This window comes from Mycobacterium sp. P7213 (assembly GCF_900604305.1).
In the GTDB taxonomy this organism is placed as follows: domain Bacteria; phylum Actinomycetota; class Actinomycetes; order Mycobacteriales; family Mycobacteriaceae; genus Mycobacterium.
The window spans coordinates 1-20,908 of the sequence record NZ_UWOA01000037.1; the positions used below are offsets into that span (position 1 = coordinate 1).

The window sequence follows — 20,908 nt, forward strand, 5'->3', positions numbered from 1 at the left end:
GGGGAGATGCAGACGCTGGCCACCGGGGTGGGGGATCTGAAGCGGGTGCTGACCAACGTCAAGACGCGCGGCATCTTCGGCGAGACGCAGTTGGCCGCCCTGCTGGCCGAGACGCTGACGCCCGAGCAGTACGCCACCAACGTCATCACGGTGCCGGGGTCGAGCGCCCGGGTGGAATTCGCGATCCGGTTGCCGGGAGCCACCGGCGCGCGCGAGGTGTTGTTGCCGATCGACGCCAAGTTTCCGCGTGAGGATTTCGAGCGACTGCTGGACGCGCAGGAACACGCCGACAGCGTGGGGGAGGCCGCGGCACGCCAAGCGCTGATCCGGCGGATCGAAGCCGAGGCCTGCGACATCCACGACAAGTACCTCGATCCGCCGCACACCACCGACTTCGGGATCCTGTTCCTGGCCACCGAGAGTCTGTATGCCGAGGTGCTGCGCCAGCCGGGGTTGTTCGAGCAGATCCAGGCCAAGTACAACGTCACCCTGGCCGGCCCGACCACGCTGGCTGCGCTGCTCAACAGCCTGCGCATGGGCTTTCGCACCCTGGCGATCGAACAGCGCAGCAGCGAGGTCTGGCAGGTGCTCGGCGCGGTCAAGACCGAGTTCGGAAAATTCGCGGCGGTGCTGGAGAAGACCCGCAAGCAGCTCGACACCGCCCGCAACACCATCGACACCGCCGGAGTCCGCACCCGGGCCATCGAACGCAAGCTGCGCGGGGTGGAGTCGCTGCCCGAATCAGAGGCCGACGCCATGCTCGGTGAACTCGGCGGCGGTACCGAAGAAGTCAGTGAAGTTGACATCGAATTCAGTTAGTCTGCCCGGATGGATGCCGTCCCGGCCGCCCCGGCCCGCCAGTTGCCGGCAACGGTGCGCGGGGCGCGCACCCGGGCGGGGCTGGTCGCCGCGGCCCGCAAGGTCTTCGAACGGGACGGCTACCTCGACGCCAAGCTGACCGACATCACCAAGGCCGCCGGGTGTGCGACCGGGTCTTTCTACACCTACTTCGCGAACAAAGAGGAGATCTTCGCCGCGGTCCTCGAACAGGCCCAGCAGGACATGATGCATCCGGGCATGGGCCGGGTGAGCGATTCCGACGATCCCTTTGCGGTGCTGGAGGCGAGCAATCGCGCTTACCTCGAGGCGTATCGTCGCAATGCCCAGTTGATGGGGCTGCTCGAACAGGTGGCCCAGATCGACCCGAAGTTCCGCGCCTTCCGTGCGCGGCGAGCCGACGCGTTCGTGCAGCGCAACGCCGCCGGCATCGCCGATCTGCAGAAGCGGGGCATCGCCGGCGCCGATGTCGATCCGCTGCTGGCGTCGCGGGCGCTGTCGGGAATGGTCAGCAGGCTCGCCTACGGCACCTTCGTCGGCGAGGAGGCCGAGCACGCGTCAGGCGCCGACTTCGAGACTCTGGTCGCCACAGTCACCCGGTTGTGGGCAAACGCCCTGCAGTTCCGCTCCGTCAGTAATCGAATATGAGATCGGATTCAACTAATGTCACTGCCGCTGCGCACTGAAGAACGGGGACGTCGCTTATGAAGGTTGCCGAGCGGGTCGCAATCGTCACCGGTGGCGGTGGCGGTATCGGCGGCGCACTGGCCGCGGCGCTGGTCGAGGCCGGAGCCAAAGTGGTGGTGGCCGACCTCGACGCGGACGCCGCGGCGGCGGTAGCCGAGGAGATCAGCGCCGCGCATCCCGGTGCCGCAATCGGTCATGGCGGCGACGTCTCCAACACCGAGACCATTCGTGAGCTGATCGTTTTGGCGCAGGAGCGCTACGGCCCGGTGGACTTCTACTTCGCCAACGCCGGAATCACCGGTGCCCCCGGCCTGCCCGGCGAGGCCGACTGGGACCAGGCCATCGACGTCAACCTGCGCTCGCACATCCGCGCCGCGCAGCTGCTGATCCCCGACTGGGTGCGCCGCGGGGAGGGATATTTCGTCTCCACCGCATCAGCCGCCGGACTACTCACCCAACTCGGCGCCGCCACCTACTCGGTGACCAAGCATGCGGCTGTCGGATTCGCCGAGTGGCTCAACATCACCTACGGCGACCAGGGTGTGCGGGTCAGCTGCCTGTGCCCGATGGGTGTCAACACCAAGTTGCTCTACGCCGGTGAGCAATCCGGGGACCCGCTGGGCGACCTGGCCACCCGTGCGGTCACCACCGCCGGCGAGGTGCTGGAGCCCGCGGACGTTGCCGCCGAGGTGCTCGCCGCCATCGATGACGAGCGCTTCCTGATCCTGCCGCACCCCGTGGTGCTGGAGATGTTCCGGCACAAGGCAGGCGACTACGACCGCTGGTTGCGCGGCATGCGCCGCTACCAGCGCGGCCTGCTCGACTCCGAAAATTCCTAGGTGAGGAGCCTGTATGTCCCTGTTCGAAATATCCGAGCGCGCAAAGAAATACCAGACCGATCTGCTGGAGTTCATGGACGAGTGCGTCTATCCGGCCGAAGCGGTCTACGAGACGCAGATGGCCGAAGCCGGCAACCCGCACTTCCAGCCCCCGATCCTGGAGGAGCTGAAGGCCCAAGCGCGTGAGCGCGGCCTGTGGAATCTGTTTCACCCCCACCCGGAATGGGGGCCGGGGCTGACCAACCTCGAATACGCGCCGCTGGCCGAGATCATGGGCCGGAGCCCGCATCTGGCGCCGGAAGCCTGCAACTGTAGCGCGCCCGACACCGGCAACATGGAGGTGTTCACGCTGTTCGGCAGCGACGAACACAAGGAGAAATACCTCAAGCCGCTGCTGGAGGGCACCATCCGTTCGGCCTTCGCGATGACCGAGCCGCAGGTGGCCAGCTCCGATGCCACCAATGTCCAGCTGTCGATGGTGCGCGACGGTGACGGCTACGTGCTGAACGGCCGGAAATGGTTCGCGTCCAACGCCTTGCATCAGAACTGCAAGGTGATGATCGTGATGGGCAAGACCGATCCGAACACCGCTACCCACCGCCAGCAGTCGATGATGGTGGTCCCCATCGACGCACCGGGCGTCACCGTCATGCGTGGACTGCCGGTCTTCGGTTACCAGGACCGCGAGGGCCACGCTGAGATCGACTTCAAAGACGTACGCGTGCCCGCCAAGGACGTGCTCAAGGGCGAGGGCGAGGGGTTCGCCATCGCCCAGGCCCGACTCGGTCCCGGCCGCATCCACCACTGTATGCGGGCCATCGGCATGGCCGAGCGGGCCTTGGAGCTGCTGTGCAGGCGCGCCCAGTCCCGGATCGCCTTCGGCCGGCCGGTCTCGGACAACGCCAACATCCGTGACTGGATCGCCGAGGCGCGCATCGACATCGAGATGATCCGGCTGCTGACGCTCAAGACCGCGTACCTGATGGACACCGTCGGCAACAAGGCAGCGCAGGTCGAGATCGCAGCGATCAAGGTCGCAGCACCCAACATCGCACTCAAGATCGTCGACCGGGCCATCCAGGTGCACGGCGCCGGCGGAGTCACCGAAGACTTCCCGCTGGCCGGCTTCTGGGCCCACCTGCGCACACTGAGGCTCGCCGACGGCCCCGACGAGGTGCACAAGCGCGCCATCGCGCGCCAGGAGCTGGGTAAGTATCGCGAGAACGCTCGATGACGGCACCGGACTTGACGGGGCGCACCGCGATCATCACCGGCGGGTCGCGGGGGATCGGGTTGGCGATCGGGCAGCGACTCGCCGAAGCGGGCGCCAATGTGGTCCTGACCTCACGCGATCAGGAGAGCGCCGATGCGGCGGCGGCCCAGGTCAACGGCAACGCGTTGGGTGTGGCCGCCCACGTCGCCGACGACGAGGCTGCCCAGCGCTGCATCAACACCACCCTGGAACGATTCGGCACTGTCGACATCCTGGTCAACAACGCCGGCACCAACCCGGCGTTCGGGCCGTTGATCGACCAGGACCACGCCCGGTTCGCCAAGATCTTCGATGTCAACTTGTGGGGGCCGCTGCTGTGGACGTCATGCGCGGTCAAGGCATGGATGGGCGACCACGGCGGTGTGGTGGTGAACACGGCTTCCATCGGCGGGATGAGTTTCGCGCCGCTGATGGGCATGTACAACGCCACCAAGGCGGCGTTGATCCACGTCACCAAACAGCTTGCGCTGGAACTCTCCCCGGGGATCCGGGTCAACGCGATCTGTCCCGGCGTCGTGCGCACTAAGCTGGCCGAGGTGCTGTGGAAGGAACACGAGCAGGGATTGTCGACCGGTATACCGCTGGGCCGGATCGGCGAGCCGGTCGACGTGGCCGACGCCGTGTTGTTCCTGGTGTCCGATGCGGCGAGCTGGATCACCGGGCAGACCCTGGTCATGGACGGCGGTCAGATCCTTGGTGACGCAACAGGATTCCGGGGAGGTTCAGGTGGCTGACGAGCCACTGGGCATCGATCCGGCGGCTGCGACCGCGTGGATCACCGAGCTGGGCCTGCCAGTGGCCGGGCCGCTGAGCTTCGAGCGGGTCGGTATCGGACAGTCCAATCTGACCTACCGGGTGTTCGACGACGCCGGTCACAGCTGGGTGCTGCGCCGGCCCCCATTGGGAACGCTGCTGGCCTCGGCCCACGACGTGGCCCGGGAAGCACGAATCCTTGCGGCACTGGGCGATACCGAAGTCCCCACACCGCAGGTGTACGGGCTGACCCGCGACTCCGAAGGCACGCCGCTACTGCTGATGGAGTTCGTCGACGGCGTGGTGGCAGACCGGATGTCGGTAGCGCAGTCGCTCTCCCCGGAACGGCGCCGACAGATCGGGCTGTCGATGCCTAAGACCCTGGCCAAGATTCACGCCGTCGACATCACCGCGGTGGGCCTGGATGATCTGGCCAGCCACAAGCCGTACGCCCAGCGTCAGCTCAAACGGTGGGCCGGGCAGTGGGAGAAGTCCAAGACGCGCGAGTTACCGGCACTCGATGACCTGACCCGGCGGCTGACCGATGCCGTGCCGCAGCAGCAGGAACTGACGCTCGTGCACGGGGACTTCCACCTGCGCAACGTGATCACCTCGCCGCAGACCGGTGAGGTGATCACGGTGCTGGACTGGGAGTTGTCCACCCTGGGCGACCCGCTGGCCGACATGGGCAGCCTGCTGGCCTACTGGCCGCAGGTGGGTGAAGAGCACATCGCCGGGGAGTTCGTCATCAGCACCCTGGAGGGTTTCCCGGACCGCGCGGAGCTGGCCCGGGTATATCTCGAAGAGACCGGGCGCGACGCGGCGACACTGCAGTATTGGCATGCACTGGGACTGTGGAAGGTCGCCATCATCGCTGAGGGAATCGTGCGGCGGGTGCTCGACAATCCGGCGAACAAGGCCGCTGCGGGTACCCCGATCACCGCGTGGATCGACGCTTTGGTGGACAAGGCGCGTGAGGTCGCCGACGAGGCGGGCATCGCCAGATGAGCACGTCGTATCGCGCCGGCGCGGCCGCCGGCGGGGCGGACCTTGTCGACGGTGTGCCGCGCCGCAGGATCGCGGTGGCGGCGATGGTCGGTACCACGATCGAGTTCTACGACTTCTACGTCTACGCTGCCGCCGCGGTCACCGTCTTCCCGCACCTGTTCTTCCCGAAGGGCAATCCCACTGCGGCGCTGCTGGCTTCGCTGGCAACGTTCGGCTTGGCGTTCGTGGCCCGACCGGTCGGGTCAATCCTGTTCGGTCACTTCGGTGATCGGCTGGGTCGCAAATCCACTCTGGTGGCCTCCTTGTTGCTCATGGGCGTCGCCACCTTCCTGATCGGCGTGCTGCCCACCTACCACCACATTGGCCTGCTCGCCCCGGTACTGCTGGCCGCCCTGCGGTTCTGCCAGGGCCTGGCGCTCGGCGGTGAATGGAGCGGTGCTGCGCTGCTGGCCACCGAAACCGCCAAACCCGGCCGGCGGGCGACGGCGGGAATCTGGCCGCAACTGGGTGCGCCCCTGGGCTACCTGCTGGCCACCACGATCTTTCTGATCCTGTTCCTGTGGCTGGGACAGTCCAACCCCGGGGTAGACGGGACCGGGCCCTTTCTCACCTGGGGCTGGCGCATTCCGTTCCTGCTGAGCGCCGTGATGGTGGCCGTCGGACTGTACGTCCGGCTGCGGCTCACCGAAACTCCGGTGTTCGCGCAGGCAAAGGCCACCGGTGCGCCGGTGAATGCTCCGATCGCAGTGCTGCTGCGGGGCAGCTGGCGCCGGCTGGTCATCGGCACGCTGGCGATGGTGGTGCCCTACACGCTCTTCTACACCGTGACGACCTGGAGCCTGAGCTACGGGACCGCTAAGCGTCCCCCCGAGGGTGTGGGGTTGGGTTATGGCTACGCCGAGTTCCTCGGGCTGCAGCTGATCGCCGTGCTGTTCTTCGTGGCGGTACTGCCGATCGTCGGCAGGCTGGCCGACCACTTCGGCCGGCGCCCGCTGCTGTTGGCCTTCACCGCCGGGATCATGGTGTACGGGGCCACCTTCGGCGTATTCCTGAATCCGACCGCGTCCGTCGGCGTGACGCTGGCTTTTCTGATCATCGGTATGACGTTGATGGGCTTGGCGTTCGGGCCGATGAGCGCGGTACTGCCCGAACTGTTCCCGACCAATGTCCGCTACACCGGTTCGGGTGTCGCCTACAACGCGGCGAGCATCCTGGGCGCGGCGGTGGCGCCGTTCATCACCACCTGGCTGGCCACCAGTTACGGCGTTGTCTGGGTGGGCGGCTATCTGTCCATCGCGGCCGCGTGCTCGTTCGTGGCTCTGCTGGCCATGCAGGAGACCAAGGACGCCGAACTCGTGGACGTCTAATTGCCGGGGCTGTTTCGGCGGTCCAGCTTCGCCTCTCCTTCGTCGAGCCTCGCTAACCGCCGAGCGCGACTCCGAAGACGTCCCGCATCGCCGCCCAGTGCCGGGCCGCGGCGTCGGCGTCATAGGGCCCGTTGTCGGGCACGGCGAAGCCGTGCGCGGCCGGGTAGAACTCGACGGTGTGCGGGACGCCCGCGGCGCTCAGCGCCTCGTCCAGGGCTGTGGCATGCGCCTTGGTGAACGACGCGTCGTTCTCGGCGCCGGCCACATAGACGGTGGCCGTCATCTGATCGGCCAGCAGGTGGGGGCTGTCGGCGGAGTCGGTGACCAGTCCACCACCATGGAACGACGCGGCCGCTGCCACCCGGTCGGGCACGCGTCCGGCGACCACGACCGAGGTACGTCCACCCATGCAGTAGCCGCACACCCCGAATTTCTCGCCGCGGACTTCGGGCCGGCCGGCCAGATAGTCGAAGAACGCCTGCGCGTCGGTGGCCATCCGGTCCGGGGTCACGTCGCCGATCATCGAGAACAGCCGACCGCGCTCCTTGGCGTCGGCGAACACCGTCGCCATGTCGAACGGGGCCCAGTCGGGGTGCCGGTAGTACACATCGGGAAGCAGCACGGCGTAGCCGTAACCGGCCAGTTCGGCGGCCATCTCGTCGAAGGTCGGCCGCACCCCGCCCGCATCGGGATACATGACAACGCCGGGCCAGGGCCCAGCGCCCTCCGGAGTGAACAGACGAACCGGGCAGTCCCCGTCGGGCGTGGTGATGGTGTCGGTGATCGTGGGCATGGCCTCCGTTGTACTCCGCTATGAACGTTTGACTCAATGCGGCGACCCGCGGCGCGTGGCTTCGCCACGCTTTGTGATCGCCGCTAAGCTAGGCGCCGTGTCGATCGCGACCCCGTACGAGGACCTGTTGCGGCTCGTTTTGGCCGAGGGAACACCGAAGGCGGATCGCACCGGTACCGGCACGCGCAGCCTCTTCGGCCACCAGTTGCGTTATGACCTGGCCGCCGGATTCCCGCTGATCACCACCAAAAAGGTGCACCTGAAGTCGGTGATCTATGAACTGCTGTGGTTTTTGCGCGGTGACTCCAACATCGCCTGGCTTAACGAGCATGGCGTCACCATCTGGGATGAATGGGCCTCTGAGACAGGAGATCTCGGTCCGGTCTACGGAGTGCAGTGGCGGTCGTGGCCGACTCCGGCGGGTGAGCACGTAGACCAGATCTCTGCCGCGCTGCACCTGCTGCGCACCGATCCGGATTCTCGCCGCATCATCGTTTCGGCGTGGAACGTCGGCGAGATCGGCCAGATGGCGCTGGCCCCCTGTCACGCGCTGTTCCAGTTCTACGTCGCCGACGGCAAGCTGTCCTGCCAGCTCTATCAGCGCAGCGCAGATCTGTTCCTCGGCGTGCCGTTCAACATCGCCAGCTATGCGCTGCTGACCCACATGATGGCTGCGCAGTCCGGGCTGGGCGTCGGGGAGTTCATCTGGACGGGCGGCGACTGCCACATCTACGACAATCACGTCGACCAGGTCACCGAACAACTGAGTCGCGAGCCGCGTCCGTATCCGCAATTGGTTCTGGCGCCGCGTGAATCGATCTTCGACTACACCTTCGACGACATCGAGATCCGCGACTACGACCCGCACCCCGCAATCAAGGCGCCCGTGGCGGTATGACGATCAGTTTGATCTGGGCTCAATCGAAGTCCGGGGTGATCGGGCGGGCCGGCGGCATTCCCTGGCGGGTGCCCGAGGATCAGGCCCGCTACAAGCAGCTCACCGTGGGCCACACCGTGGTGATGGGGCGGCTGACCTGGGAGTCGCTGCCGGCCAAGGTCCGGCCTTTGCCGGATCGGCGCAACGTCGTGCTCACGCGGGACCCGGGCTATGTCGCCGACGGTGCCACCGTGGTAGGGACCCTGGATCAGGCCCTGCAGGGTGACGACATCTGGGTGGTCGGTGGAGCCGAGATCTACGCGTTGGCGCTGCCGCTGGCCGGCTGCTGCGAAGTGACCGAGGTCGACATCGACCTGCCGGTGCAGGACGGTGACGCCGTGGCGCCGGTACTCGATCAGTCTTGGCAGGCCAGCACGGGGGAGTGGCTGACCAGCCGAACCGGACTGCGGTACCGCTATCTGACCTACCACCGGACTTCGTGCCAGTCCTGACCGCCGCGCAGGCGCGCCGGATCGCCGTTGCCGCACAGGGCTTCACAGATCCCAAACCCACTGCCACGGTCACCCGGGCGCACCTGAAACGGCTGATCTCCCGCATACAGGTACTGCAGCTGGACTCCGTCTCGGTGGCGGTACGCGCCCACTACGCGCCGGTGTTCAGCCGGCTCGGGCCCTATGACCGCACCGTGCTGGACCGAGCCGCATGGAGCCACAGCGCCCGTTCGCCGCGGCTGCTGGTCGAGTACTGGGCGCACGAAGCGGCGCTGATGGCCGTCGAAGACTGGCCGCTGTTGCGCTGGCGGATGCGGCAGTGGCCCCATGGCCGGTGGGGGTCGGCCATCGTGCGGGCCAACCCGCAACTGGTCACCGACGTCACCGCCGCGGTCGGCGAACTGGGTCCGGCCACCGCCGGTCAGATCGAAGAGCACCTGGCTGCCGCGTCCGGGCGGGCCGGCAAGGGGCCGTGGTGGAACCGCAGCGACACCAAATGGGTGGCCGAGGCGCTGTTCGCTGCGGGGGTGCTCACCACCGCCACCCGGGTCGGGTTCGCCCGGCACTACGACCTGGTGGAGAACGTGCTGCCACCGCAGGTGCTGGCTGTTCAGGTCGATGACGACGAGGCGATCCGTGAGCTGGTCCGCCGCGCCGCGAGCGCTCTGGGCATAGCCACCGAGGCCGACCTGCGCGACTACTTCCGGCTGTCGGCCACCCAGGTCAAACCCGCGATCGCCGCGTTGGTGGCGGCCGGCGAGTTGGAACCGGTGGCAGTCGATGGTTGGGACACCGCGGCCTATCTGCGTGCCGGGCAGGCGATTCCGCGAACCGATCGCGGCACCGCGCTGCTGTGCCCATTCGATCCACTGATCTTCTTCCGGCCGCGGGTGCAGCGACTGTTCGGCTTTCACTACCGCATCGAGATCTACACCCCGGCGCCCAAACGCCAGTACGGCTACTACGTGTGGCCACTCCTGCTGGACGGTGAGCTTGTCGGCCGGGTCGACCTCAAAGCCGATCGGCAACAGGGGGTGCTGCACGTCATCGGGGCATTCGCCGAAGCGGGGCAACCACGCGAACGGGTGGCCGAGGCACTGGCCACCGAACTGTGGTCGATGGCGTCCTGGCTCGGGTTGAGTCAGGTCAGCGTCGGGGATCGCGGGGATCTGGTGGCCGAGTTGCGCCGGCGGGTGCTTCCCGGCCCCGCGGACGTCACCCGCGCGTGACGGACTAGGGGAGGTGCCGGCGCATGCGGCGGCGGGCGCTGTCGGCGAGCGTGATCGCACCGTCGCGGGCCGCGTGCGCCAGCTCGGTTCCCCGGTCCGCGGCGACTTCCGCGAGCTGTGTTCCCCGTTCGCCGGCCGACTCCAGTAACGGTCCGGCCTTTTCCCCGACTGCCTCGGCCAGCTCGCGGCCATGCTCCACGCCGGCGAGCAGGCTCGTGCTCACCTTCTCACCGACGGTCTCCAGCACGGCATCGCCGGAGGAAGTGGGCAAGGCGTCGGTTGCGCGACGATAGGCGCGACGGGCCCGCCAGCCCAGCGAAGGCTTTCCTTCGGTGTCGGCGGCCGCGATCAACAATCCGCCGATCAGGCTGACGTCGGTCAAGAACGCTTTGCGTTGTTCGTTCTTGCGTTCGGGGTCGGATTCCGTCCAGAACATGTGCGCCCCGGCGCTCCCTGGAATGACCGTGCATGCCAGCACCGCAGCCGCAACCCGTGGCAGCCTGCCGCTGGCCAGCAGGACGCCGCCACCGATCTGTGCCAGCGCGTTCGCCTTGGCGAATGCTTCGACATCGGAAGGCACCTTGGCCGCTACCTCGTCGGGTAACTGTTTGAGGCCGTCGAACGCTGGACGCGCCGCCTGCCCGGCTTGCTGCGGCCGGCGCAACGCGTCCACGCCTTGACCGATAAACGCTGCCGCGAGCAGTGGACGTGCGATCTTCCGTAGCAACACTGGGGCCCCTATCGCCGGTCGGATTACTGTTCGGCACGCTCGCGTGCCTGATTCCGCAGCGGCCTTGGCTCGGGATACCCGTTGGGGCTTACGCCGTAAACGTCGACCGTCAACGTCGAGGTGGGCGGACCGGTCGTCACCGGCGAATCTCGGCCGCCGGCGCTAGGGTGGCGACCGGGAGTTGATCGGCCGCGCTGATGACTGGCGTGCCGATCCGGGGTCGGGCGTTGTCGGGGTGGTTGTATGCGGGTTTCTTCTGCGTGGGGGCTTGTTGTCGGGGGTGCGGTGCTGGCCGCCGGATGTGGAAGTCACGAACTCAAAGTCGTGTCGAGCACCACATCGTCGGTGCCAACCGCCACCGTGACGGCAGCGCCCGTCGCTGAGGACGCCCTGCGCGCTCTTTTGCTCAGCCCCGAGCAGATCAACCCGATCATGGAGGCGACCGACATGGCCGTCACCCGCACCCATACCGCCCTGTCGGACGACAGCGCCACCATGCAACCTCAAGAGTGCCTGGCGATCGACGGTGCGGCTCAGGAGCCGGTATACGCCGACAGCGGCTACATCGCAGTGCGGGACCAGACGCTCAGTGAGGGCGACGATTTCGAACACTTCGCCGAACAGGCCGTAGTGGCGTTTCCGTCGGCCAAGCAAGCCGCCGCATTTCTTGCCCACGCCACCCGGCAATGGCCGGCCTGCCATGAATACAGCCATGTGCAGAGCGGCACCACCTGGATCGCCGGCCCCATCGTCAACGCCGACGGCATGCTCAGCACCGTCGCGACCCAAGACAATGCCGGCAACGAGGTGAGCTGGGCCTGCGGGCGGGCGCTGACCGTGGCCAACAACGTCGTGATTGACGTCAACACCTGCAGCGCGGATCCCAAGAACACCGCGGTGGTCATCGCTGGGCAGATCGCAGCCAAAGTGCCCAACCGCTGACGTTCAGGGCAGGTATAGGCCCCGAATGCGGTGGTATCGGTGTCGCCCCGCCAGGGCGTTCGCGGCCTGCAGTCCAGACATGACGGCCGCTTCGATGCACCCGGCGTTCATGCCGGAGTCGGTCCAGTCGCCGGCCAGAACCAGGTTGTCATAGCCGCTTTCGTCGGGGCGCAACCGGTACCGGTCGGTTCCCGGGATCGACTGCACATACCGGTCCGAGGGATCGACATTCACGCTGATGTGCTGGGTTTCCAATGCTGCGCAGTCGGTTTCGCCGTCGGACCCGCTGAGTAACCGCCAGTCGAAGCCTGCTTCGCTGACGGCGCCGGGAAGGAACCGGTGCAGGTGACGGTCGAGGTGGTGGGCGACTTGTCCCCGAACCTGCTGCCGATGTCGGTGCAGGTAGCCCGGACCGGTCTCATCGGTGGGCCACGCCGCATCCAGGGTGCCGCAGAAGTAGGCCACTGTGCCGGGGCGATCATGCTCGGGCCAGTCTTCGGCCCACAGCGTCTGCGGCATGGAGGCCCACGTCTCGAACGGGGGAACGTAGGCACTGAGCGTCACGCCGGGCTCCTGCCAGCCCAGTGCCGGTTCATCCGGGCGCAACCAGATCTGGAAGGCCTGGGTGGCGACGGTGCGGACCTCCGTGGTCATCCGTCGCCACTCGGGCCGGTCTTCGATCAGCTCGGTGGCGACCACCGGCAGCATGCCCAGGGATACGGCCAGGACGGCGTGATCGAAGTCGACACCCCTACGCAGCACCCGTGACTCGGCGTCGGGGTAGTCCGACCAGTGCGTTTCCAGCGCATGCCAACCATCGGGGGGGACCTGGTCAGGTGCCGCCAATTGGTTGGTCAGCGGCGTGCTGGGGAACACCGGCAGCCCCCGCACCGTGGTCAACGGCTCGTAGCTTGTCAGGCCGTCGGCCAGGTGCAGTTGGCGCCCCAGCGTGATGGTGTCGACTGCTCGTCGCGCGGCGTCCAGGTGGAGGGCATCGAGGCGGTGGAAGAACTCGAAGGTGACACCGCGACGCCGCAACGCCTGGTACAGCGGAGCGATGACGACGTCGCCCATTCCGGCGGTCATCTTCCAGAAGATCGACCCGTGGTAGCCGAACAGCACCTGGCCGGTCAGAAACACCGCCAGCCCCGCGGCGAACGCGGGCTGGTCGGGATCGCCGTCGCGGTACCCGAACACCAGGTCGTACATGCCACGTACCAAAGCGAATTCGGTGACATCGGGGTGCGCGCCGTGGCGCAGGATCCAGTCGTTGAAATCTTCGTCGTTGATCGCCCGCATTCCGCGCGGGTCGGTGACCAGGTGGTCGGCGAGGATTCCGCGGATCACCGCGGTCATCAGCGAGAGCAGCAGCCAGGACCGCCGGTGGTCGGGCCGTCGCTCATAGTCCAGGGCGGCGCGCACCGCCGCCACCGCGCCGTCGACCTTCCCGGGCAGGCCGGCGCCGGCGGCCTGCGGATCGCCCAGGGCGAGCAGTACTGCCGCGGCCGCATCGGTCACCGCCTCGATCCATCGCTGCGTGGGCGGCGGCTCCGGGTGGACGGACAACGTGATTCCGGGCGCGGTGTTACCGCGCAGCGATTCGGCGAAATCGCGAACGAGGCGCAGTGCCCGGACGGTGAACTCCACCACCGTCATCACCCGGCCAGTGCCGCCGGGTGCGCCGGGTGACCCGTCGGTTCGGGTGAAGGTGCCCAACCAGATCAACCACTCGCTGCCGAGCCGGTCGGCCAGCCCCACGTTGTCCGCCGGAATCAGCGCTTGGTCCCAAGTGCGGATCGGTGCTGCCGGATCAGTTGTGGCCCGGTCGAGTTCGGTGTAGCACTCGCGAAGCAGGGCGAAGGCGTTCTGATAAGAGCCCAGCCAGATATGCAGGCCGTGCTCTTCGATGCGTCCGTGCCGGCCACGGCTGGAAGCTCCCTTTCCGCCGAGGCGCCAACCGCGTTGATAGACGGTGATGGAGTCGAAGCGGTCTCGCCAACCGGGTTCGCTAAGCCGCCAGGCGGCACTCAGCGCGGCCATGCCTCCGCCCAGGATGGCTACCTTGCCACCCGGCGGACTCACCTGAGCAGCGTTCTGGCTCGATCCAGCTCCGGCCAGTCGGAATCGGCGAGGAAGTGCGTCATGGCGCCGGTCAACAGGTCACGTGCGGAATCCCCCTGCAGGTCGACAAGATCCATCGCCGCGCGCAGTTCGTAGATGTGCGCCGCCTGCCGGCGTGCCGTCTCGATGGCGCAGCGCAGATCGCTGTCGCGTGCCGCGGCGTCACCGCGGGTGTGTGACCGTATCCGCAGCAATTCGGCGCGGTAGAAGTTGACCGCGGTCTCATCGGCCAACGCCAGCGCGCCGTTGAGGCATTCGTGGGCCTGCGCGGTGTCGCCGACGGCAATCAGCAGCCGGGCCAGTACCCCGTCGTAGTAGGTAGAGAACAGCTTGACCTCGGCCGCCCGCAAGGCAGAACCGATTTCGGTCATCGTCGCGATGTGGGGTGCCAACCGGGCTGGGTCGGTGTGCTCGCCCGCCAGCGCCGACAACGCGTCGACGGCGCCGCGCTGATTGGCCGCGATCATCGTCCAGTACTCGAATCCGTGCCGCTCGGCCTGCGCAGCCAGTACCGTCACCACCTCGCCGGCGCGTTCGAGTAGGCCGGCCTCCATGCACATGTAGATCTCGGTGAATCGTTGGTAGCAGTGGCTGAATGGGCCTTGCGGGAAGCCGATATCTTCTGCCCGCCTGACGGTTTCGGATAACTGCTCGTCGGCGCCGGTGAGATCGCCTTGGACGAATCGTGCCATCGCCAAGTGCATGTGCATGGAAGCGAGCGCATCGCTGGGAATGAACCACAGAGATTCGAAATCGGGCAGGGGCGCTTCCTTCATCTCCGCGACGGCCTGCTCCAACAGCGCTCGGGCCTTGCCGAAGTCACCAAGAAACCAGGCGACCATGCCGAACGCCGCGGCGTTTGTCGGACCGAACCACTTCCGCTCATCGGGTCGCTTCGATCTGGCGTACTCGGCCACGCGCAGGGCGCGGCGCAGGTCGCCACGGGGCAGGTAGTAGGCCCACAACGCAGTCATCGTCGACATGAAGCCGTCCTGTCGGGGATCGGTGGCCCCGAGCTTCAGGCAGCATTCGAAGTCCTTGGCCGCCTTCGGGCTGGCAGTACCTTCCACCGCCGAGGTGAGGAAGCCACGCCGAAGCCGATACAGCACTTCGCGGCGATCGCGAGACGGTCCCTCCGCCGCTAGCCGGAGTTGTTCGATGGCCTGGCTGAGGCAGGCGCGGGCCTCGTCGAGGGCACCGCGCTGCCGGGCGTCGTACGCAGCTTTCTGGTGGGCGTCGGCGGCGGCCTCGAACCGCTCCGCCACCCGGTAGTGCAGGGCGACCAGATGCCAATCCGGATTGTCTGAGTCGCTGACCAGGGTGTCGGCGACTCGACCATGCAGCTGGCGCCGAACGCTGGGCGGCGGCAACTCGTAGGCGACCTCGCGGAGCAGCTCATGCCGGAAACGCCAGCGGTCCTTGGTCACCGGCTCGAAGACCCGCGCCGCAACCAGGGCTGCAACAGCATCCTCGAGATCACCGGCTGCGAGGTCGAGGACTGCGCCGAGCATGGCGCGATCGAATTCCCTGCCGACGGTGGAGGCGGCTTCGACCACCTGAATCGTGTTGCTGCTGGCGCGAAGCCGAGAGAACAGCGGCTCGTAGAGGGCGTCGGGAACCCGCGCCCACCCCGCCGCGTCCTGCGGCTGCTCGTGCAACTTGGCGACCACCTCTTCGATATAGAGCGGCACACCGTCGCAGCGCCGCTGAACCTCGGCGCGTTCGGCGCCGGGCAGGGCAGGATTCAGCACTGCGATCAACTCATCGGTCTGTGTCGCCGTCAACGGTGCGAGCTCGAACACCTTGAGCTGGGGCAGATCCGGCAGCGAGTTCAGCTCGCGGGCGGTCAACACCATGAGCAGCGTTCCCGGGGCGGTCGCGAGCAACGACGCGACCACATCGCGTGTCGATGGGTCGAACCACTGCAGATCTTCGGCCAACAGCACCGCCGGCCCGGCACCGGCGCAGGCGAGTAGGTAGCCGACTACGGCCTCGATGACCTGCCCGTAGAGCTTGGCGCCCTCGGCCCGGGTGGGCTGATAGCCACCTTCGGCCGGAATCTCCAATGCGGCAGCCAACAACGGCACCATCGTGACCGGATCCAAGCCGCGCGCCGTGACCTCGTCTTCGAGAAGTCGCAGCCGGTCGGATTGTGCCGTCGTCCGCTCGATCCCGGCCCGCTGTTCCAGCAGGGTGCGAATGGGGTGGAGCCCGGCGTCGGCGTGAAACGGCGATCCGATCAGGGCGAGCACCGGCCTGCCGGACTGTTCGGCCAGTTCTGCTGCGGCGGTGGCCAATCGGCTCTTGCCCATGCCCGCCTCGCCACTGAAGCAGATCCCCGGAACGCTCAACACACCGTGCCGGGCGTGATTCCAGGCGTCTCGCAGGTGCGTGAGCTCGAGGTCGCGGCCGACCAGCCGGCCCAGCGGAACCCGAGAGCGGCCGACGTGTTCCTTGACGACGCGATAGTGCTCGACCGGCTCGTCGATGCCCTTGACCGGTTGAGCCGGTTGGGCCTCGAGCTCGAAGTGGCCGGCCACCAACGGTGCCACGGCCGCCGACACCACGACACCGCCGGGCGGGGCCAGGCCTGAGACGCGAGAGGCCAGGTTGGCGCCCAGTCCGTACACGTCGTCCTGTGCCACATCGAGATACACCATGCCGCGATGCACGCCCACCCGGACTGCGATGTCGAAACCGAACCGCGCTCGCACCCGATCGCTGAGGCGGTCCACTTCGCGGGTGATGTCGAGGCCGGCCTGTACCGCTCGCCGCACGTCGTTCTCGTGGGCGCTGGGGTGGCCGAACACGGCGAGCAGCCCGTCGCCCTTGGTGGAGAAGACGTGGCCTTCATAGCGGTTCACGATCTCGTCGACCTGCTGGCGGTAGCGGCCGATCACCGTCCGATAGATCTCCGGCTCGATTCGGGTCGACAATGCTGTCGAGTTGACCACATCAGCGAAAAGTATCGTCAGCCTGCGTAGTTCACCGGAGCCCGCGAGTGGTGCGCAGAGCAGGTCTTCGGCGTCCTGGTTGCCGATGTCGACGGTGAGCACCTGCTCGGCGAGTGCGCTGGCGGTGGCGCGGTCGCCGCTGTTCGCCGCTTGAATCGCGTGATCCAGCAGTTCGTCGATCTCGGCGGGCTCCTCGCTGACGCTCATAGGTCGACGATGACGTCCATTATCTGGGCCGGTGCGGTGGCGGGCGGCAGACAGGCCAACCGAATCCGGCCGCGATAGGTGCCGCTGACGTAAGTCGGCCCGCGCACCCCCACCCGGAATCGGGTGGCATAGGGCCGTAGCACACCCGGTACCAACACCAGTGCCTGCGGCGGGAGCGCGTACGAGGTTCCCTCGGCGACGAAGGGTGCGGCGACCGACAGCACCCGCTCGTATCCGGGACCCGGCGGCGCCTCGAGAAATTCGGAGAGCTCGACGTCGGAGCACTGCGCGCCGCACTGCGCCAGCACGGCGCCGGACATCTCGTAACCCGCGGTGGCAACCAGATTGACCAGTTGGCGGACCGACTGCGCCCACTGTGCTGAACCGAACGTGCCCTCGCCGATCCGCTGGTCCGCGTCGCGCACGATGGCTCCGGCCTGGTCGACCAGCTGTCGCGACCGCTGCGCGTACTGGTGAATGCCCTCGGTGATGTCTTTCATGCGCCACCGCCCTGAGGTGGAGTGCGCATCCGCTGCAGGTAGCGCCACGGGTCGGTCACCAGCCGGGCGGTCAGATCGGCGGCGAACGCGATCGACTCCTCGACCGGAGGTACGCCGCTCGCGTATTTGGCGGCCAACGCCGCGCTGCGCTGCGACATCTCGTCGATGCATTCGTCGAGCATCTCGATGGCCACCGTGATCGCCCGCTGCGTCGGGTCCGGCTCGGCCGGGGGCGCCGGCGCCGTCGGGCCACCCTGCTGGCCGGCGGTCGGTGTGGACGGTTGCCACGGGGTCCAACCCGCCGGGCCCTCCTGCGCCCGCTTGGCCACGCCGCCGAGCAACATCTCGACACCCTGGTCGCCGTAACCCAGCACGCAGGCGAACAGGGCGGTGGGAAACCAGCCCAGGTTGCGGAAGCCCACGACTTTCCTGGTGCGCACCTGCACACCGTGCAGCGTCGGATCGTCGACTGTCGACGTCATCCGGATGAAGCCTTCGTCGATCACCATGGCGCCGTCGCCGTGCTCCCCGGGCGCCGGGTCGTCGTCGAGCGTGTAGTCGACCCAGGCCGTGGGTTTGGGGACCGGGGCGCCGACCGCGGGCCCCTTCCAGTACTTGAGCGGCGTCCGCATCTGCGGCATGCCGGCGATCCCGCAGGTGGTGCTGAAGTGTTCGAGCACCCGGCTCCAGCCGTCGGGGCGGGTCGGCATGGCGTCCATCGCGCAGAAGAACGGCAGGCAGCGCGCCCAGTTCAGCGGGTCGATGACGTCTTTCAGGTCGTTCAGCGACACCTTCGTGCTGCTGAATTCCGTGGTCAGCACCACGCACAGCCGCCCGCGCACCCACTTGGGTTTGGCGTTGCACAGCGGGACTACGGCGACGTCGGTGTTCAACGAACCCGACAACACCACCTGCGTCCAGTCGTCGCGGCCGCCGAACTCGTTGCGCAGCATCTCGAGCAGTTCGGCTCCGTCGCCGGCTCCGGCCAAGGCGAGAGTCTGGGTGAAGGCCGCGTCCCACTCACCCGGCGGGTAGTAAGACGGCAGGTGACTCAACGCACCGATCGCATAAACCATGCGGGACAACTCAACCGACGTCAGCTGCGCGGGCTGCGGCGCGGCGGCGGCGGCGAAGGGGCCGGCGTCGGTCATCGGCTGAGACCGGGCCGGCGTTGTCGCCTGGTTCTGCAAGACGGTCAATGCCTGGCTCAAATCGGGCACCGCCGGTGATTCGGGCCGCTCGGGGTCGAAATCGTGCGACTGGCCCAGGAAGCCGAGCAATTCGTCGTACCACCCGGCATTAGCTCCGGTGCTGCCCGGAAGATAACGCTCGACAGTGGCTTCGATTTCCGGGTCTCCGGTGTTGATGACCGCTTGATCGAGAGCGCCGTAAAGCGCCAGCAGAGATTGAGCAGCAGTTGCCATATCGGTCGCCACCATTGGGCCTCCGATCTCCCGATTAAGCAGGTAGTATACGGCGTTCGGGTCGTTTACCGGCAAGCTTGGCAAAGCGTATTTTTTAGCAGAGTAAGGCTGATTTCCTTAAGGAGGGAATCGGTGGCTGACAAAACGTTCGGTGACGGCACTATCGATGATTTGCCGTGGGCGTCAATTTTCGATCCCGCGGCCAATGCGCGCGCCCTCAGTGCCATCCAGGCTGAAGGATTCCGGGCGGCTCGCCGAATCATCGATCGATTCGCACAAGCGGCCGAGATCTCGCCGGACCGCGGCTCTGCCGAACACGGCAATGGGGCCGAGCCGACCGGGCTGCCGCAGTGGGAACAGCTGACCCGGGCCTGGTGGTCGGCGGCCGGGCAGTTCCTGCTTCGGTCGCAGCCGGTCCGGCCACCCGGCGCGGACGGGTCCGTGGCGCTGGAACTCGATGCATCAGCATCCAAGGACGCATTGACGCTGTCCGTTACCGGGCCGGGTTCGGCCACCGGCGAGGTGTGGCTGCACAACCGGGAGTCCGAGGACCGCGTGGCGGTCCGGTTGCGTTGCGGTGAGTTGCTCGGTCACGGTGGCCGCGCGATCGACGCCGGCGCGGTGCGAATCGACCCCGCCGTGGTGCCGATGCCGCGACGGTCCAGTCGGGGCGTGCAGATCACCGTCGACGTGGGCCCCGACGTCTGCCCCGGTACCTACCGCGGCACCCTGCTGGCGATCGGGTGCCCGGCTCTGTGGTTGCCCGTGGTGCTCACCGTCGCGGCGCAAGAGTCGTGACCGACATCGCCGACCGCGAATCGGTGGCCGGGGTCGATGAGCGCTTGGGTGAAGTCGCCAGAATTGTCCGCCGCGCCATGCTCGACGCCCTGCCCGACGGTGAGCCCGCCAAGTGGCTGTATGCACCGCTGCGGGCATACCCCCAGCGGCCGGGCAAGGCGCTGCGGCCCGCCCTATGCCTGTCCGCCGGCCGGGCTTTCGGCGCGGATACCGACGCGTTACTCGGTGTCGCCGTCGCGATCGAGTTGCTGCACAACGCCTTCCTGGTCCACGACGACGTCGCCGATGGCAGTGAAATGCGCCGGGGCAGGCCGACTTTGGGCGCCATGTACGGCATGGCGACGGCGATCAACACCGGTGATGCACTGGCATTGGTCGCCGGGCAGGTACTGCGGCGAGCAACCCGGCAGCTTGACCGTGATCTGGCCGAACTGGTGTGGGCTGAGTTCGACACCATGGCGCTGCGGACACTGGAGGGGCAGGCGATCGAAGTGGGCTGGCAGGCCGACAATGTCGATGATCTGCGGCCCGAGGACTATCTGAATCTGATCCTGCACAAGACCTGCTGGTACACCACCATCCACCCGCTGCGGGTGGGGGCGATCGTGGGATCGCGTGGCACCGCAGAGCTGGGGCCGCTGGTGCGGTTCGGGTTTCATTTCGGCGCCGCGTTTCAGATCCGCGACGACCTGCTGAACCTGGCCGGCGACGAACGGATCTACGGCAAGGAGATCTTGGGCGATCTCTACGAAGGGAAGCGGACGCTGCCGCTGATCCATCTGTTGACCGTGGCGCGGAGGCCCGATCGGGACCTGCTCGCGGACTATCTGCACCGCAGTCGGTCACAGCGCTCGGCCGCGCTGGTGCGACGGGTGCGAACTCTGATGGACGACTACGGCAGCATCGCGTTCACCCGCCAGTACGCCGAGGGCATTCTGCTGGCGGCCCGGGAGTACTTCGAGCGGGCATTCGCCGAGGCCCGCCCCGGCCCGGATCTGGAGTTCCTGCGGTCGCTGGTGCCCTACGTGTGGGCGCGTTGGCGCTGACACAGGCCCGG

Annotated in this window: 19 protein-coding genes; 13 read left to right on the plus strand and 6 right to left on the minus strand. The window is 67.4% G+C overall.

The window, feature by feature from the left end; translation table 11 throughout:
- The 7 genes from EJK91_RS14775 to EJK91_RS14805 all read left to right on the plus strand — a co-directional run.
- Positions 1-819 (plus strand): DNA recombination protein RmuC (locus EJK91_RS14775; RefSeq protein ID WP_125079301.1); only part of this gene is annotated, 819 nt, incomplete at its 5' end.
- A 9-nt stretch (positions 820-828) separates the two neighbouring features.
- Positions 829-1,485 carry a TetR/AcrR family transcriptional regulator gene (locus EJK91_RS14780; RefSeq protein ID WP_024441240.1) on the plus strand — a complete coding sequence of 219 codons (657 nt, stop codon included), beginning with the start codon at positions 829-831 and terminating at the stop codon, positions 1,483-1,485.
- Positions 1,486-1,541: 56 nt separating this feature from the next.
- Positions 1,542-2,363, plus strand: a complete 822-nt coding sequence (locus EJK91_RS14785; protein ID WP_125079302.1) for an SDR family oxidoreductase — start codon at positions 1,542-1,544, stop codon at positions 2,361-2,363.
- Between the two features lie 13 nt (positions 2,364-2,376).
- Entirely contained in the window at positions 2,377-3,597 is a 1,221-nt protein-coding gene (locus EJK91_RS14790) for an acyl-CoA dehydrogenase family protein (RefSeq protein ID WP_024441238.1), read from the plus strand.
- Positions 3,594-4,370 carry an SDR family oxidoreductase gene (locus tag EJK91_RS14795; RefSeq protein WP_125079303.1) on the plus strand — a complete coding sequence of 259 codons (777 nt, stop codon included), beginning with the start codon at positions 3,594-3,596 and terminating at the stop codon, positions 4,368-4,370. Before EJK91_RS14790 ends, EJK91_RS14795 begins: the two co-directional genes overlap by 4 nt.
- A complete protein-coding gene (locus EJK91_RS14800; RefSeq protein WP_241178707.1) occupies positions 4,363-5,397 on the plus strand; it encodes a phosphotransferase family protein in 1,035 nt (344 codons plus the stop codon). Before EJK91_RS14795 ends, EJK91_RS14800 begins: the two co-directional genes overlap by 8 nt.
- The gene (locus EJK91_RS14805) at positions 5,394-6,764 is read left to right on the plus strand and encodes an MFS transporter (RefSeq protein WP_024441235.1); all 1,371 of its coding nucleotides are present in this window, start codon (positions 5,394-5,396) and stop codon (positions 6,762-6,764) included. The genes EJK91_RS14800 and EJK91_RS14805 overlap by 4 nt, the downstream gene beginning before the upstream one ends.
- A gap of 52 nt (positions 6,765-6,816) precedes the next feature.
- On the opposite strand, the gene EJK91_RS14810 is transcribed toward EJK91_RS14805, so the two are convergent.
- Entirely contained in the window at positions 6,817-7,557 is a 741-nt protein-coding gene (locus EJK91_RS14810) for a dienelactone hydrolase family protein (protein ID WP_024441234.1), read from the minus strand.
- A gap of 97 nt (positions 7,558-7,654) precedes the next feature.
- Between EJK91_RS14810 and EJK91_RS14815 the strand changes: the two genes are divergently transcribed.
- From EJK91_RS14815 to EJK91_RS14825, 3 genes are read left to right on the plus strand one after another with little or no spacing between them, the layout of a single operon-like run.
- A complete protein-coding gene (locus EJK91_RS14815) occupies positions 7,655-8,455 on the plus strand; it encodes a thymidylate synthase (protein ID WP_024441233.1) in 801 nt (266 codons plus the stop codon).
- Positions 8,452-8,946 carry a dihydrofolate reductase gene (locus EJK91_RS14820; protein ID WP_024441232.1) on the plus strand — a complete coding sequence of 165 codons (495 nt, stop codon included), beginning with the start codon at positions 8,452-8,454 and terminating at the stop codon, positions 8,944-8,946. The genes EJK91_RS14815 and EJK91_RS14820 overlap by 4 nt, the downstream gene beginning before the upstream one ends.
- Positions 8,934-10,175 carry a winged helix-turn-helix domain-containing protein gene (locus tag EJK91_RS14825; protein ID WP_125079305.1) on the plus strand — a complete coding sequence of 414 codons (1,242 nt, stop codon included), beginning with the start codon at positions 8,934-8,936 and terminating at the stop codon, positions 10,173-10,175. The genes EJK91_RS14820 and EJK91_RS14825 overlap by 13 nt, the downstream gene beginning before the upstream one ends.
- A gap of 4 nt (positions 10,176-10,179) precedes the next feature.
- Here the strand turns inward: EJK91_RS14825 and EJK91_RS14830 are convergent, their stop codons facing one another.
- Positions 10,180-10,905 carry a DoxX family protein gene (locus tag EJK91_RS14830; RefSeq protein ID WP_024441230.1) on the minus strand — a complete coding sequence of 242 codons (726 nt, stop codon included), beginning with the start codon at positions 10,903-10,905 and terminating at the stop codon, positions 10,180-10,182.
- 243 nt (positions 10,906-11,148) lie between these two features.
- Between EJK91_RS14830 and EJK91_RS14835 the strand changes: the two genes are divergently transcribed.
- Positions 11,149-11,847 (plus strand): sensor domain-containing protein, encoded by a 699-nt coding sequence (locus tag EJK91_RS14835; protein WP_046301675.1) that lies wholly within the window; start codon positions 11,149-11,151, stop codon positions 11,845-11,847.
- Between the two features lie 3 nt (positions 11,848-11,850).
- On the opposite strand, the gene EJK91_RS14840 is transcribed toward EJK91_RS14835, so the two are convergent.
- Genes EJK91_RS14840 through EJK91_RS14855 form a run of 4 tightly spaced genes read right to left on the minus strand, consistent with a single transcriptional unit; the run spans position 11,851 to position 19,053 of the window.
- Entirely contained in the window at positions 11,851-13,929 is a 2,079-nt protein-coding gene (locus tag EJK91_RS14840; RefSeq protein WP_277424730.1) for an FAD-dependent oxidoreductase, read from the minus strand.
- Positions 13,926-17,129, minus strand: coding sequence for an adenylate/guanylate cyclase domain-containing protein (locus EJK91_RS14845; RefSeq protein WP_125079306.1), 3,204 nt, complete (start codon positions 17,127-17,129; stop codon positions 13,926-13,928). The genes EJK91_RS14840 and EJK91_RS14845 overlap by 4 nt, the downstream gene beginning before the upstream one ends.
- A complete protein-coding gene (locus tag EJK91_RS14850) occupies positions 17,126-17,629 on the minus strand; it encodes a hypothetical protein (protein ID WP_052739922.1) in 504 nt (167 codons plus the stop codon). Before EJK91_RS14850 ends, EJK91_RS14845 begins: the two co-directional genes overlap by 4 nt.
- Entirely contained in the window at positions 17,626-19,053 is a 1,428-nt protein-coding gene (locus EJK91_RS14855) for a hypothetical protein (protein WP_164517974.1), read from the minus strand. Before EJK91_RS14855 ends, EJK91_RS14850 begins: the two co-directional genes overlap by 4 nt.
- A 132-nt stretch (positions 19,054-19,185) precedes the next feature.
- Between EJK91_RS14855 and EJK91_RS14860 the strand changes: the two genes are divergently transcribed.
- Positions 19,186-19,851: a hypothetical protein gene (locus EJK91_RS14860; protein WP_024441224.1), complete on the plus strand. Its 666-nt coding sequence runs from the start codon at positions 19,186-19,188 to the stop codon at positions 19,849-19,851.
- Entirely contained in the window at positions 19,848-20,897 is a 1,050-nt protein-coding gene (locus EJK91_RS14865) for a polyprenyl synthetase family protein (RefSeq protein WP_046301279.1), read from the plus strand. Before EJK91_RS14860 ends, EJK91_RS14865 begins: the two co-directional genes overlap by 4 nt.
- Positions 20,898-20,908 lie beyond the last annotated feature (11 nt).